Source organism: Roseobacter denitrificans OCh 114 (assembly GCF_000014045.1).
GTDB classification, from domain to species: domain Bacteria; phylum Pseudomonadota; class Alphaproteobacteria; order Rhodobacterales; family Rhodobacteraceae; genus Roseobacter; species Roseobacter denitrificans.
The window spans coordinates 3,454,370-3,468,962 of the sequence record NC_008209.1; the positions used below are offsets into that span (position 1 = coordinate 3,454,370).

11 protein-coding genes are annotated in these 14,593 nt (G+C 57.7%); 7 read left to right on the forward strand and 4 right to left on the reverse strand.

Annotation, left to right across the window (positions count from 1 at the left end; translation table 11 throughout):
* Window positions 1-450: 450 nt before the first annotated feature.
* The 4 genes from RD1_RS16525 to RD1_RS16540 form a co-directional block, all read right to left on the reverse strand.
* Complete coding sequence (locus RD1_RS16525; protein ID WP_044033224.1) at window positions 451-1,494, reverse strand: FUSC family protein; 1,044 nt, start codon at window positions 1,492-1,494, stop codon at window positions 451-453.
* An 11-nt stretch (window positions 1,495-1,505) separates the two neighbouring features.
* Window positions 1,506-2,582: an HlyD family secretion protein gene (locus RD1_RS16530; protein WP_011569685.1), complete on the reverse strand. Its 1,077-nt coding sequence runs from the start codon at window positions 2,580-2,582 to the stop codon at window positions 1,506-1,508.
* A 566-nt stretch (window positions 2,583-3,148) separates the two neighbouring features.
* A complete protein-coding gene (locus tag RD1_RS16535; RefSeq protein WP_011569686.1) occupies window positions 3,149-4,063 on the reverse strand; it encodes a response regulator transcription factor in 915 nt (304 codons plus the stop codon).
* On the reverse strand, window positions 4,047-7,394 hold the full coding sequence (locus tag RD1_RS16540) for a hybrid sensor histidine kinase/response regulator (protein ID WP_011569687.1): 3,348 nt from the start codon (window positions 7,392-7,394) through the stop codon (window positions 4,047-4,049). The genes RD1_RS16535 and RD1_RS16540 overlap by 17 nt, the downstream gene beginning before the upstream one ends.
* A 233-nt stretch (window positions 7,395-7,627) precedes the next feature.
* On the opposite strand from RD1_RS16540, the gene urtA reads away from it, so the two are divergent.
* From urtA to RD1_RS20755, 7 genes are all read left to right on the forward strand, one after another.
* Window positions 7,628-8,899, forward strand: a complete 1,272-nt coding sequence (urtA, locus tag RD1_RS16545; protein ID WP_011569688.1) for an urea ABC transporter substrate-binding protein — start codon at window positions 7,628-7,630, stop codon at window positions 8,897-8,899.
* Between the two features lie 71 nt (window positions 8,900-8,970).
* Window positions 8,971-9,897 carry an urea ABC transporter permease subunit UrtB gene (gene urtB, locus RD1_RS16550; RefSeq protein WP_011569689.1) on the forward strand — a complete coding sequence of 309 codons (927 nt, stop codon included), beginning with the start codon at window positions 8,971-8,973 and terminating at the stop codon, window positions 9,895-9,897.
* A 12-nt stretch (window positions 9,898-9,909) separates the two neighbouring features.
* Window positions 9,910-11,043, forward strand: a complete 1,134-nt coding sequence (gene urtC, locus RD1_RS16555; protein ID WP_011569690.1) for an urea ABC transporter permease subunit UrtC — start codon at window positions 9,910-9,912, stop codon at window positions 11,041-11,043.
* A gap of 11 nt (window positions 11,044-11,054) precedes the next feature.
* On the forward strand, window positions 11,055-11,810 hold the full coding sequence (gene urtD, locus RD1_RS16560; RefSeq protein ID WP_011569691.1) for an urea ABC transporter ATP-binding protein UrtD: 756 nt from the start codon (window positions 11,055-11,057) through the stop codon (window positions 11,808-11,810).
* Window positions 11,811-11,821: 11 nt separating this feature from the next.
* Window positions 11,822-12,511 (forward strand): urea ABC transporter ATP-binding subunit UrtE, encoded by a 690-nt coding sequence (gene urtE, locus RD1_RS16565; protein WP_011569692.1) that lies wholly within the window; start codon window positions 11,822-11,824, stop codon window positions 12,509-12,511.
* Window positions 12,512-12,535: 24 nt separating this feature from the next.
* Entirely contained in the window at window positions 12,536-13,765 is a 1,230-nt protein-coding gene (fmdA, locus tag RD1_RS16570; RefSeq protein ID WP_011569693.1) for a formamidase, read from the forward strand.
* 65 nt (window positions 13,766-13,830) lie between these two features.
* Window positions 13,831-14,160: an FmdB family zinc ribbon protein gene (locus RD1_RS20755; protein ID WP_011569694.1), complete on the forward strand. Its 330-nt coding sequence runs from the start codon at window positions 13,831-13,833 to the stop codon at window positions 14,158-14,160.
* The last annotated feature ends 433 nt before the right edge of the window (window positions 14,161-14,593 follow it).

A 14,593-nucleotide genomic window follows, 5' to 3' on the forward strand; every position in this document is an offset into this window, starting at 1 on the left:
AAGCAGCAGAGTGCCCCAATCCGGGGCACTCTTTTTTTCTGTAAGGCTTGTGAGAGTACCCCGCAGACACCCAAGGAACACCATCAGGGCGATGCACTTCGCCGGTACGTTTTCGACCGCAATACCCTTCAGCCACTGCAATTCGGACACTGTCAGAGGTGGCGTGAAAGCGTCATGCGGAAGACCTGAACCGCACAAGCACTGCCTGGCATCAAGGATTTCAACGCCTTGCATGATACTAGATGTTTCAGGAACCTGGTCAGACCCTCTGGGTGCGTTGTCGCGCCCTTCGGGTCCATTCCACAGATGCGATTTGCCCGCGCGCGACATGGCACCGGGAGAGCGGCGTGGCTGAGAAGCGGTCAGCACAATCCCCCGCGCGAATCTGCTAGAGGCGGGTGTCGTTTTCTGCAACTGCCGATCAGGACACACCTGATAGGCGCGCGATGACTAGGCGGCCTCTTGCGTTGCACCTTCATTTTCCGGCTGATCCCCATGCCACCCCGTGAGGTCATCAAGCAGCGCGACGGCAAAGGCGGCGGTGAAGGCCCCCAGCAATGTCAGAATAATCCGTGTAAAGCTGGCATAGGCCGGGTCCTGCGTCGATAGCGCACCTGCGACCAGCGCGAGTGTCACCGAGAACGCGTATTGGTAGACCATGCTTGGGCGTTTCCCTTGCATCATTTTGGTCCCCAGGAAGAGACCGGAAAGAAATATCAGACCCAAAATGATCGGCAACCGGGCAGACACCATGAAGAAAGCAAGCAAAAGCAACGCCATTGCAGCACCGTAAAGCGTCGCGCGAATGCGCTGAAAGGCCTCATCCCAGACCCGCAGGCGCGAGGGGAACACAATCACCATGGCAGCAATCAATGCCATCATCAAATCCGACGGCTGCATGACGGAATACAGCCAGAAACTCAGCGCCAGCAAAACCGTTGCGCGAATGGCCGCGCCGATCTCGACCTGCCCCACCCCGGGAGCCGGCACAGCCACGTGGCGCTCTTGGGTGCGGGGCGGCAGCAACATGTAAACCACAGGCCCAAGCACCAGGGTCAGCAACGCAGCCTGAACAAGCGCCAGACGCATGGCATCCAAAGCCATCGTGCCATTCATGCCCATGATCGACATCAAAAGCGGCAGCACAACGACAATCATCCCCACCGGAGAGCCGGTTTTCAGTATCATCCGAAAACCGAGGAAAAAGCACAGCCACATCGCCCCAATCAATACCAAGGGCATCGGCAACAATTGCTCTACCATCCACGCCGTGACAAAGGCCATGGCGATCAACACCACAGGCCCTGCGATGGCCGCGACGGGATTGAAGGCCTTGCGTTGTCCTGCAATGATGGCGAGCGGCATGGCCGCCATGACAGCAGGTAACACGGGGTTAAAGACGGCAACGGCGGCGTAGCCAAGCATTCCGGTCAAGCCAAAACGCACCGCATAGAGCGGGTCATTGTCAGCATCGGGCGCCGGTGTCACATACATCAACGATACCTTCAGTGCAGGTAGCTGAGATAGGATTGAACCCGCTGAAAGGCGCCGGCCAACCATGCGATCGGGTTGCCCGTACCACCGCTGTAGATAACGGCGTGAACCTTTCCGCCCACGCGGGCCTGTTCGGGCCATTCCTCCAGTCCGCCTGCCAGCTCGACACGTACAGGAATCCGCCTTGCCGGTTCAAACCAGCGGTTTGCAGGTTGGTTGACGACCAGTCCGCTTTGCATCGTGCGGCCCGCATTGATACCCCATGCGATACTCAAAACGCGTCCCTCGAAAATCTGGCCGGGCGCGGCGTCAAAAAGCAATCCGACTGGGTCGCCCGGATCAATATTCTGAAGCTGGTTTTCCCGCAGATCCACCGTGATCCAGATCGCGTCAGCGTCGATGAATGTCAGCGCCGGGTTGCCCGCATTCGCAAATTGTCCGACGGAAAGCACCACATTGGTTACAACCCCGTAGTGCGGCGCCTTTACTGTCGCCGAGGCCAGGTCATATTGTGCCTGCTCCAATTGTGCCTGCGCCGCAGCAATTGCAGGATTATCTTCACCCTGCGGCCCGAGTGCCGTGCGCGCGCTGTCAAGGTTGGCCTCGGCTGTGGCAAGTCGCGCCTCCGCATCGGCAACTTGACCCCGCGCGGTATCGCCCTGCGCCTTGGCTGCGATGCCGCGCTCTTCCAGCCGGAATGTACGCTCCGCCTGCGCCCGGGTGGTTTCAAGTGCCGTGCGGGCCTGAGTGACCGAAGCCTGGGCCGCCACCAAAGACGCGCTGGAAGCGTCGATGTTCTGCGTGGTGGATGCAAGGTTGGCCTCGGCTTGCGCGACCGCCAGCGCAAAGGGGCGGGGGTCAATCGAAAACAGAGGGTCCCCCGCTTGAACGATTGCATCATCTTCGACATGCACCTGCGTGATCCGGCCCGATACACGAGGCGCGATCTGGACCACATGCGCCGTGACAATTCCGCGTGCGGAGGATGGCGCAAGCCGGTCGGTGAGCGCATAAAAGCCAACCAGAAAAATCAGAATAGCGACCACAGCCAGCCCGATGCGCCCGGCAGGGTTTTTCGATTGTTGCACTTGGAACTCCTTTGAAAAAGCCAATACCGGTCACGCAGTCTGTTCCGATGATGTACCGAGTCAAAGCATGCAAAGGCAACATGTAGCGTGGTTTTTCCCATTCCCTGACTTGAGAATTCGCGTCATGTTTCTCACGCCGGAATAACACCGAACCCCTGCAACGAACGCCTTTTTTGAAGGGCAGCACGACGGGAGAGGCTCTCGGCGCCATATCCTCTGCACAATCCAGTGAGCCGGAGGAAAAGCTAGAGATCAAAATATCCTCGCAAGTCGGCGATACTGACCGAAACCGCGCTGATGGACGCTGAACACCTCAATTCAAATGGTGCGCACAAAGCATGTGGTGCTTCGTAAAAGCAATTCGCTGTAGGATAGCCCAGCGGACAGAGCGCAACTGTCGCAGGGGAACCCCGCTAAAACAGCGCGGGTCTTGCAGGAAAGAAGACGTGTCAAACCGGGACACGGCCAACGACGCTTACCACATGGGGTTCAGGGAAAGGATGCAACGTTGCCGTCGGCTTGGCGGGCCGTCGGTGCGGGTTTTGGTATTGCGGGTTGCAAACCGTTTATAGCCTGCTGATCAGGCGATCGGCCGCGACCGCCGCTGCGGTGCGATTGTCGACACCCATCTTTTGAAAAACCTGTTCGAGGTGTTTGTTGATTGTCCGACTGCTGAGCGAAAGGATCTGCGCGATGTCACGGTTGGTTTTGCCCATTGAAAGCCAGTAGAGAACTTCCGCCTCCCGTGGGGTCAGATCAAATGCCGTTTCAAGATAGGTACTCGGTCGCATGTTGCTCGTGCGTGCGATCTGAAGCAAAAGCTCGCCCGACGGGCCACCCCCCAGAAAATCGAGTGTGAAGTCTTCGCATGAAAACCGCCGGGTCTGCGAGGTGGGGAGTTGAATGCAGGAGTCAAGCCAGCTTTTGAACACCGGCCCGCCCAGAATCTGCTGGGGTTCCACGTTTTCCGTGTCGCGCAAGACGCGCAGAGCGGTTGGGCTCCCCCACAGCAGAACCCCCGCAGCGGAGACAGCAATGACGGAGCGCCCGGATGCATCAAGTGCTTGCCGCGCACTCTGGATCGCGCGGGAATTCAGGATATGGATCGTGATGCGGGCGATGAGTTCATCAATGACCGCAGGCTTCATGACGTAATCGACGCCCCCCACCTGCAAGCCCCGTATGATATGTTCTGAATCGCTCAGGCCGGTCATAAAGATCACCGGGGCATAGGCGAGACGCTCGTCAGCTTTCAAAAGCGCGCAGGTTTCAAAACCGTCAAGCCCGGGCATCATGGCATCCAGCAATATGACGTCCGGCAGGATGCGCGTCGCAAGATCATATCCCGCCTGACCATTTGTCGCCACCACAGCGCTGATCCCGTTCTCCTCCAGAGCGGTGCTGACCATGCTGAGTGTTTCCGGACTGTCATCGACAACCAGAGCGATCCGGCGGTCTGACGTATCAATCTGTTGCGTCATGCACATCTTCCTCCAGTATTTCGGCGATCCCGGGCAAGTCAAAAACGGATGCCATCTTGTTCAGCCGGACAAGCATCGGACCCCGCAGGCTTCCCCGTTCGGCAAGATCAGCGATCCGGTCCGTCAAGGCGCGCGCCATCCCGTTTCGCGCCAGGCTGATCAATTCGCGGCGTTCTGCATCCGACAAGGCCACGCTTTCGTGGCTGTGCGAGGCTGGTTTTTGTTTGTAGACAAGCTCCACCCGCAGGATTTCAGCGATCCTGAGCAGAAGGTCGTCAAGATTATAGGGCTTTGCGATGAACGTATCGCACAGGGTGACCTGGGTCGATGGCGCACGGGTATCCATGGCATGACCTGAAATCATGATGATGGGTGATGATCTGTGATCGCCCTTGCGTAGTTTTTCCGCAAGCGAGTAGCCGTCCAATCCGGGTAAATCGATGTCCAGCACAAAGAGATCGGGTGTGATGTCTTCCAGCATTGTGAGGGCCTGTTCTGCGGTTGTCGCCGTCAAGACTGCAAAGCCAAGAGGGGACAGGAAGCTATCGACAAGGTTGAGATGGTTTGCGTCATCATCCACCACCAGAAGCGTCCGGCGCGGACCAACAACACCTGCGACAGATAGTGACTGGGTTTCCACGGCGGGCGACGACATCGTATCGCGCCCATCGGCGGGCACCGACGGCAGCATCAGGCGCACCCGGAAAACACTTCCCAGTCCGGGCGTGCTCTCCATTTCAATCTCGCCACCAAGGATTTCCACCAGCAATTTGGTGATGGTCAGGCCCAACCCAGACCCCTGAGCCACGGTGTTGTTACCGCGTTCGAAAGGATCCCAGATGCGTTTGTGATCTGCCGCCATGATCCCGCACCCCGTGTCACGGACCTCGATGACCGCGACTTCGTTCCGATATGTGATGCGAAGCGAGACCTGGCCGGCATCGGTATAGCGGATGGCGTTGGACAGAAGGTTGATGAAAATCTGCCTGAGACGTTTCTCGTCAAAAACGATCCAGACGGGCAGGAACTTGCTGACATCTACCGTGAACGTCAGGTTTTTCTCGCGTGCGGCTTCTTTGAAGATCGAACTGACCTGCTGTAGAAAAACCCGAAGGTTGATGCGGTCCCGACTGATCTTGAGCCGGCCCGCTTCGATCCGCGAGATATCGAGCAGCCCCTCGATTAACCCTGCGAGATGTTCACTGCTGCGCCGGATCGTCGTAATCGAATTGCGGCGACGGATCGGAATGTCCTCGTCCCTCTCCAGAATCTGCGCAAAGCCGTAGATCGAATTGAGCGGGGTTCGCAATTCATGGCTCAGGCCGGTCATATAACGGGTCTTGGCGGTGTTTGCCGCCTCCGCTTTTTCCTTTGCCTGCTGTAGCTTGCGATCGGTTCTTTCATGCGCGCGAACCTCGAACAGCAAGCGTTCACTTTGCTTTTCCGCTTCGCTGCGCGCCTGTTGTTGGCTTTCGGATATCAACAGATACATCCACACGCAGATGCCCACGACAATCAGGACCATCGAAAACACAACCCAAAGAATGGCATCAAAATTCACCGCATCCCGCTGATCCCGAACGAACACCAGCAACAGACCGATAATGGCCCCTATCGTCGTGGTGCTGATCACGAAACGGGACATGCGCGACATCAGCGCCTGCGCGACGGGTGCAGGGAAGCGGTCCTCCAGAAACCGGCGCGTCGCATTGTCGAGCCTGCCGTGCGGCTTGCACGCGTCGCGACAATTGCTGTCCAGGGTGCAGCACAGCGAACAGATGGGGCCTTCATGAAACGGGCAGTGGGTCATGTCCGGCGGATCAAACCTGTAGTCGCAGACGATGCAGGTGGCCTCGACCTTGGTTAAGGCCGGACGGGCAATATAATAGCGCCCGCGCGTCGCCAATGAGATCACAGGTGTCAGCAGGAACGAACTGCCAAGGGCGATAAAGCTGGAAAGAGCCTCGGCCACCGGGCCAAACACACCACCAAATGCCGAAAGCGACAGGACACATGCGGTAATCATCGCGCCGATGCCAACCGGGTTGAAATCATAGAGATGCGCGCGACGGAATTCGATACCGGGCGGGCTGAGGCCGAGCGGCTTGTTGATCACCAGATCCGCAACCAGCGCGCCGATCCAGGCCAGTGCCACGTGGGAGTACAGGGTCAGCGTCGCCTCCAGCGCGCCAAAGACGCCGAGTTCCATAAGCATGAGCGCAATGCCGACGTTAAACACCAGCCAGACCACGCGACCGGGATGGGCATGGGTCAGTCGGGAAAAGAAATTCGACCACGCAATCGAGCCTGCATAGGCGTTGGTCACGTTGATCTTTAGCTGGCTGAGAATGACAAAGCTGCTGGTGAGCAGGATAACCACCCACGGCGTGTCCAGCGCCATGGCGAAAACCGTTTCATACATGCGCGTGGGATCAGTTGCCTGCGCCTCAGGCAGGCCGCTGGCGATCGCAATCACAGCCAGATAAGAGCCGGCAAGCATCTTCATCATGCCGAGGACCGACCAGCCGGGACCTGCGATGATCAGCGCCGCCCACCAGCGCCGTTTTTCGGCAGCGGTGCGGGGCACGGGCAAAAACCGCAGGTAGTCTACCTGCTCACCAACCTGCGCGATCAGGGAGAAGATCACGCCCGCAGCAGCCCCCAACATGATCAATCGCGCGCTTTGTTCCTGCGTGTCGGCGGCATCGCCTTGAAAGCCGGACCATGCCTCAAGATCATAACCGACAAAGCCGAGGATCACGAAGGGCGCCATGTGCAACAGCACCCAGATCGGTTGCGTCCATGCCTGAAAGGCGGAGATCTTTGAAAATCCGTTGATGACCAGTGGGATGACCACAACCGCGCTGATGAGATACCCCAACACCAGCGGGATGCCCAAACTGTATTCAAGCGCGAGCGCAAGGATCGCTGCCTCAAGGGCGAAAAAGATAAACGTGAAAGTCGCATAGATCAGCGAGGTGATCGTTGAGCCGATGTAACCAAAGCCCGCACCGCGTGTCAGCAGGTCGATATCCACACCGTACCTGGCTGCATAATAGCTGATGGGAAAGGCCGTGATGAAAAGAAAGGCACCGACAAGCATGATCGCGGTGACCGCAATATCGAACCCGTAAGACAGGGTCAGTGCTGCGCCGATCGCTTCGAGTGCAAGGAAAGAAATCGACCCGATCGCTGTATTTGCAACCCGGCCATAAGACCACCGCCGGGCGCGGTGGGCGGTGAAACGCAAGGCGAAGTCTTCCTTGGTTTCATTGGCAACCCACCGATTATATTGCCTTTTTTCCTTGGTCGCGCGATATGACGTCGCCATGAAGACCCCCCAGCCTACAGCCTGATCCAACAACGGATGGTTGGCTGAAGTCGTCAGCGCCCCTGGGGCCTCCCGTTCCCCGTCTCATCCACTACCCCACTATTGATACAGCGTAGTTACGCGCAGTGGCATACGTCAATCGACGTATACGCCGCCGCCTCTGGTTAACAGAAGATGAAATTAATCTGCACGGATTCTGCACATCTACCGATTTTAACCCGAGAGGATTGTCCATGACTGACAAGAAGATACCCGCGAAACTAGCAGGGCCAAGCCGACGCGCATTCATGGCGGGAACAGCCGCACTGACCGCATCGCTTTTCGCCCCGAAGCACCTGCGCGCTGCTGATTTCCCGACCGCTGACGTGAATACAACAGGGCTCGCAGTAACCGACGACACCGTCACCATCGGCATCCTGCACTCAGTGACGGGCACGATGGCGATATCCGAAACAGGTTCGGTTCAGGCCGAGAAACTGGCGATCGAGCAGATCAACGCACAAGGCGGCATCCTTGGTCGCAAGATCGAATACATTCAGGAAGACGGCGCTTCTGACTGGCCGACGTTCGCGGAAAAGGCGCGCAAACTGTTGGTGAACGACAAGGTCGCATCCGTCATGGGCTGCTGGACCTCCGCTTCGCGCAAAGCCGTTCTGCCCGTCTTTGAGCAGCACAACGGGTTCCTCTATTACCCCACTTTCTACGAAGGTTTGGAACAATCGCCCAACGTGATCTACACCGGACAGGAAGCCACGCAGCAGATCATCGCAGGCCTTGATTGGGTGACACAGACCAAGGGCGCGAAATCCTTTTACCTGCTGGGGTCTGACTACATCTGGCCACGCACTTCGAACAAGATTGCCCGCGCGCACATCGAAAAGTTCATGGAAGGCACCAAGGTCGTTGGCGAGGATTACTACCCGCTTGGCCACACGCAGTTCAATTCGGTCATCAACAAGATCCGTCTGCGCAAGCCCGATGTGATCTATGCGATTGTTGTCGGTGGCTCGAACGTTGCGTTCTACAAACAGCTCAAAGCCGCGGGCATTGATCCGGCTGAGGAAAGCCCGATCGTTCTGACCATCTCGGTGACGGAGGACGAGATCCGCGGCATCGGTGGCGAGAACGTCGAGGGTGCCTACGCCTGCATGAAGTATTTCCAAAGCCTTGAGAATGAGAACAACATCGCATTCGTCAAAGCCTTCAAAGAGATGTGGGGCGACGACATGGTGATCGGTGACGTGACACAAGCGGCCTATCTTGGACCGTGGCTGTGGAAAGCAGCAGTCGAAAAGGCCGGATCGTTCGATGTGGACAAAGTCCGCGCGGCAAGCCCCGGCATTGAGATGACGACAGCGCCAGAAGGCTACGTCAAGATCCACGAAAACCACCACCTGTGGTCCAAGACCCGCGTGGGCCGCGCGCAGGCGGATGGGCAGTACGAAGTGGTGTTTGAAACCGCCGAACTGGTGGAGCCTGATCCCTTCCCCGAAGGCTACCAGTAAAAAGCGGCATCGGGGGGCGCGCTTCGTAGGCCGCGCCTCCCTTTTTCCCAGACAAGCGACGGAGACAGGACATGTTTGCAGATTATTCGATGAGCGAACTTGGTGCGATTTTTGCCATGCAGGGGTTTGCAGGGCTGATCCTGTTTTCGGTGTTTGTGCTGATGGCCTTGGGTCTTGCCATCATTTTCGGTCAGATGGGCGTGATCAACATGGCGCATGGGGAATTCATGATCCTCGGCGCATACATGACGTATCTGACGTCGACACTGTTTCAGGCCTATATCCCCGGCCTCTTCAGTATCTATTTCTTTGTTGCCATGATCATCGCATTCATCGCGTCCGGGCTTTTGGGCCTTTTCGTGGAATGGGCGATGATACGGCATCTGTACAAGCGCCCCCTTGATACACTGCTCGCGACCTGGGGCCTCAGCCTGATCCTGCAACAGGTGTACCGCAGCATCTTTGGGGCGCGCGAAGTGGGTGTGACGATCCCGGACTGGATGATGGGATCGCTGCCCCTGACTGATCTGGTGGAAGTGCCGATCAACGGTGTTTTTGTCATGGTGCTTGCGGTGACGATTTCTCTGGGTGTGTATTACCTGATGTATCGCTCCTCCTGGGGCTTGCAGGTGCGCGCGATCAGTCAGAACCGCGTGATGGCGGATGCCGTGGGCATCAACACCGCCTGGACGGACCGGCTGACCTTTGGCATCGGGTGCGGTGTGGCAGGCGTTGCCGGGTCTGCCTTTACGATGATCGGGTCCACCGGGCCGACGGCTGGTCAGCTTTACATCGTTGATACCTTCCTTGTGGTCGTTTTCGGCGGCGCAGGCAGCCTGATCGGCACCATCGCCAGCGCGTTTTCCATCAGCCAGGCGCAGTCCATCATGGAATTCTTCCTCTCCGGCTCCATGGCCAAGGTGCTGACCCTGCTGGTGGTGGTCGGCATCCTCATGGTCCGCCCGCAGGGTCTCTTTTCCCTCAAACTGCGCAAGTAAGGAGCCCAAAAGATGAGTGCCTCTTCCAACCGTCTCTTCTCCCTGCAGGATATCATCGGGTTCGCCATCCTCGCTGCTGTCATCTTCATCCTGCTGCCGCTGGCACTCGACACCTTCCGGCTGAACCTGTTTGGCAAATACCTCACATATGCCTTTGTCGCCGTTGGTCTGGTGCTGTGCTGGGGCGCTGGTGGGATCCTCAGCCTTGGACAGGGTGTTTTCTTCGGACTTGGCGGGTACTGCATGGCGATGTTCCTCAAGCTTGAGGCCTCAACGCCCGAAAATACCGCGATCCAGTCCACCCCGGGGATTCCGGACTTCATGGACTGGAACCAGCTCACCGCCCTGCCCTGGTGGTGGGAACCGTTCAACAACCTTGCCTTTGCGCTTTTTGCGGTGGTCGCGGTGCCGGTGATCTTTGCGTTCATCATCGGGGTTGCGATGTTCCGCCGCCGGGTGGGCGGGGTTTATTTCGCAATCATCACGCAGGCTTTCGCGGCAATCCTGACCATTCTGATCATTGGCCAGCAAGGGTTCACCGGGGGCGTCAATGGCATCACCGACTTGCGCACCCTGAACGGATGGGACATCCGCACCGATGAGGCCAAGGAGTTGCTCTATTTTGTGAACGGCATCCTGCTGTTTGCCTGTCTGTTCATTGCGCAATTCGTTCGCAAGTCAAAACTCGGGCGCTTGCTGATCGCCATGCGCGATCAGGAGGACCGTGTGCGGTTTTCGGGCTATGACGTGGCGAGTTTCAAGATTTTCATCTTCTGCCTCGGCGCTGCCTTCGCCGGCATCGGTGGAGCCATGTTCACCCTGCAGGTCGGGTTCATGTCACCGACCCTCGTGGGCATCGTCCCGTCGATCGAGATGGTGATCTTCTGCGCGGTTGGCGGTCGCTTGTCCATCATCGGGGCGGTTTACGGCGCGCTTCTGGTCAACTGGGCCAAGACCTCCCTGTCAGAGACATTCCCCGAACTTTGGCTCTTGGGTCTGGGCGGGTTGTTCATTGCGGTTGTCATGCTGTTCCCGAACGGCTTGGCCGGCGTCTATGCGGAACATGTCGCACCCCGCATCGCCAGGCTGTTCTCAAAGACCAGCACCACGGAAGCCAAGCAATCAAAACAATCGCCCGCTGAATAGGAGGCCCGGATATGCGCGACACACCCCCCCATCCCAGCTTTGTGCTATCGGTCGAAGGGCTGACAGTCTCCTTTGACGGTTTCAAAGCGGTGGATGACCTCAGCTTTTATGTCGAACCAAACGAGTGCCGCGTAATCATTGGCCCCAATGGCGCAGGGAAAACCACGGTGCTTGATCTGATCTGCGGGCGCACCAAGGCCACCAGCGGATCAGTCAATTTCAAGGGGCGCGAATTGCTGTCCATGCGCGAAGACCAGATCGTGCATGCCGGCGTGGGTCGTAAATTCCAGACCCCATCGGTCTATGAGGACCTGACGGTTTTTGAAAACCTGGAGTTGAGCTACCCCATTGGCTACACCGTCTTTGGCGCGCTCGCGTTTCGGCGCAATGAAACCGTGAAAGCACGGATAAGGGAGATCGCAGAGACGATCTTCCTCGACACGCTGCTGGACGAAAAGGCCGCTTTCCTCAGCCATGGTCAAAAGCAATGGCTCGAGATTGGCATGCTGCTCATTCAGGACCCTGAACTGCTGATGCTGGACGAACCCGTCGCAGGCATGTCCGTGGCTGAGCGCAAGAAAACCGCAGAACTGCTGAACAAGATCATCGGGGACCGATCCGTCATCGTGATCGAGCATGACATGGGTTTTGTCGCGGATATCGCCACCCGCGTCACGGTTCTGCACCAGGGCAAAACCCTGTCCGAGGGGTCAATGGACCGTGTGCAGAACGATCCCAAGGTCATCGAAGTCTACCTCGGCCATTGAAAGGAACACGCATGCTGTCTGTCCAGAATCTCCGCGCGGCTTATGGCGAGTCCGAAGTGCTCCATGGCATCAACTTGGATGTGAAACCCGCCGAGATTGTCGCAATCATGGGGCGCAACGGGATGGGCAAGACCACCTTTATGAAAACCCTCATGGGCATCGTGCCGGAAAAAGGCGGCGAGGCCCGCATCGGCGAAACCTCCGTCATGGGGATGAAGCCGCATCAGCGTGTCGCCTCTGGCATCGCCTATGTTCCGCAGGGGCGGATGATCTTTTCGTCAATGACCGTGCGCGAGAACATCGAAACCGGCCTGACGACCACGGGGTCAAAGGACGTGCCCCCGGATATTTACGAACTCTTTCCCGTTCTGCTGGAGATGAAATCACGCCGCGGCGGGAACCTGTCCGGCGGCCAGCAGCAACAGCTTGCAATTGCACGTGCGCTGGCAAGCGAGCCCAAAGTGCTGCTGCTGGACGAGCCGACAGAGGGCATCCAACCCTCGATCATCCGCGAGATGGCGCGCACCCTGCGTCGCATCCGGGACGAGAAGAACCTGACCATCATCGTGTCCGAGCAGGTGCTGAGCTTCGCGCTCGATGTGGCGGATCGGGTGATCGTGATCGAGAACGGCACCTTTGTGCATGACAGCCCCCGCGATGGCATCGACGAAGAGCGCGTCTCGAAATTTCTATCCGTTTAATACCAAGAAGAGAGGAGCTACCCCATGGCAGACACATTGATCTCAGTAGATCTGAGCGAAAGCCCGCATACGAACGAGAATGTGCACAACCGCTGGCACCCGGACATTCCGATCAACGTCTGGGTCGAACCCGGCGACGATTTCAAGATCGAGACCTATGACTGGACCGGCGGTCAGATCAAGAATGACGACGACGCCGCTGATGTGCGTGATGTCGAACTGGAGCAGGTACACTACCTCTCCGGTCCCATCGGGGTGAAGGGCGCAGAGCCCGGCGATCTGCTGGTCGTGGATATCCTCGATATTGGTGCTGTCGAGGAAATGAACTGGGGCTTCAACGGCTTCTTCTCCAAGAATAACGGTGGTGGGTTCCTGACCGATCACTTCCCATCGGCGCAGAAATCAATCTGGGATTTCGACGGTATGTTCACCAAATCCCGCCACGTGCCGGGGGTGAAATACGCGGGGTTGATCCACCCGGGTCTCATTGGCTGTTTGCCCGACCGCAAGATGCTGGACATGTGGAACACGCGCGAAACCAAGCTCTTCAATACGGACCCCGAGCGCGTACCGCCGCTTGCAGCTTTGCCAAATACGCAAAGCGCGCATATGGGCGCCATGAAAGGTGAGACACGCGATGCCGCCGCCGCAGAGGCCGCCCGCACCGTCCCCCCGCGCGAACATGGCGGGAATTGCGACATCAAGGATCTGAGCCGCGGCTGCAAGATCTATTTCCCGGTTTATGTAGATGGCGCCGGGCTTTCCATGGGCGATTTGCACTTCAGTCAAGGCGACGGCGAGATCACGTTTTGCGGGGCCATCGAGATGGCAGGCTGGCTGCATCTCAAGGTCGAGATCATCAAGGATGGCATGGCGAAATACGGGATCAAGAACCCGATCTTCAAACCGTCTCCGATCAAACCGGTTTATGACGACTACCTGATCTTTGAAGGGATTTCGGTCGATGAGAGTGGCGAACAGCACTATCTGGATGTGCATATCGCTTACCGGCAGGCCTGTCTGAACGCGATCGAGTACCTCAAGAAATTCGGCTACACCGGTGCGCAGGCCTATTCCATTCTGGGCACCGCGCCGGTGCAGGGCCATATCTCGGGCGTGGTGGATATACCCAACGCCTGCGCCACGCTCTGGCTGCCAAATGACATCTTTGAATGGGATATGATGCCAAATGCGAATGGGCCGACCAAATATCTTGACGGCTCCGTCGATATGCCAATCGCCCACGATCTTTAATTCCAAACGCCGAGCGATGTGCCATGCGCATCGCTCGCCCATCCTGAATGCAGCCGGAGCCGACCATGCCTCTTTATGACTACTTCTGTGATGACTGCGGTCCGTTCACAGCCTTTGCCTCACTCGATAACTTTCAGGACCCCTGCGATTGCCCGCACTGCGCAACAACCGCGCCGCGCGTCCTGATGAACGCCCCGCGCCTTGCCGTGATGTCCAGTGGCGCACGCCGCGCCCATGAAACCAATGAACGCAGCGCGGATAGCCCGAAACGCTCCAATCATGGGCCCGGATGTTCCTGTTGTTCATCCTCCAAAGCGCGCCCCTCAAAGACGTTGCATCATGCAAATGGCGCAAAATCATTTCCAACCAAGCGGCCCTGGATGATTTCTCATTAGAGCGTCTGACGAAGTATCTGAAGGATCAAGGATCACGCAACACGTTGAAATCCTTGATTTCGGGCGGCGTTGCGCGATCAAGGTTTTTCGCATGACGCTTTGGTACTGGTGTCCGTTGGCAAAGGGTTATGTTGCGCAAATCGGATGATGGCTGATCCGGTCTGCACCCGAGCACTGCCAAGCAAAATGGTCTTGGCAGAGCCGTGCTCAAGGCTGTGAAACAGCGACCAGTCGGGATATGGAATTACCATCTGTGACCGGCGCATCCCTGCCCATCCCCGGGCACAGTTGGCGTCCAGCCGCGCAGCGTGGCGGAATGCGGACCGCCTAAAAACCCGGCGGTTGCGCCGTTTTTCCCCGCTTTTTCAGAAAGATACCACTGAATCTGCGCAACAATGAAACAGTTTTCTGTCGCGTCAGACTGGACTGTTAA

Coding starts and splice junctions, on each gene's coding strand:
- RD1_RS16540 (WP_011569687.1), bottom strand. CDS start 7,394: ATGGCGACGTCATATCGCGCGACCAAGGAAAAAAGGCAATATAATCGG.
- RD1_RS16535 (WP_011569686.1), bottom strand. CDS start 4,063: ATGACGCAACAGATTGATACGTCAGACCGCCGGATCGCTCTGGTTGTC.
- RD1_RS20755 (WP_011569694.1), top strand. CDS start 13,831: ATGCCTCTTTATGACTACTTCTGTGATGACTGCGGTCCGTTCACAGCC.
- urtE (WP_011569692.1), top strand. CDS start 11,822: ATGCTGTCTGTCCAGAATCTCCGCGCGGCTTATGGCGAGTCCGAAGTG.
- urtB (WP_011569689.1), top strand. CDS start 8,971: ATGTTTGCAGATTATTCGATGAGCGAACTTGGTGCGATTTTTGCCATG.
- urtA (WP_011569688.1), top strand. CDS start 7,628: ATGACTGACAAGAAGATACCCGCGAAACTAGCAGGGCCAAGCCGACGC.
- fmdA (WP_011569693.1), top strand. CDS start 12,536: ATGGCAGACACATTGATCTCAGTAGATCTGAGCGAAAGCCCGCATACG.
- urtC (WP_011569690.1), top strand. CDS start 9,910: ATGAGTGCCTCTTCCAACCGTCTCTTCTCCCTGCAGGATATCATCGGG.
- urtD (WP_011569691.1), top strand. CDS start 11,055: ATGCGCGACACACCCCCCCATCCCAGCTTTGTGCTATCGGTCGAAGGG.
- RD1_RS16525 (WP_044033224.1), bottom strand. CDS start 1,494: ATGTATGTGACACCGGCGCCCGATGCTGACAATGACCCGCTCTATGCG.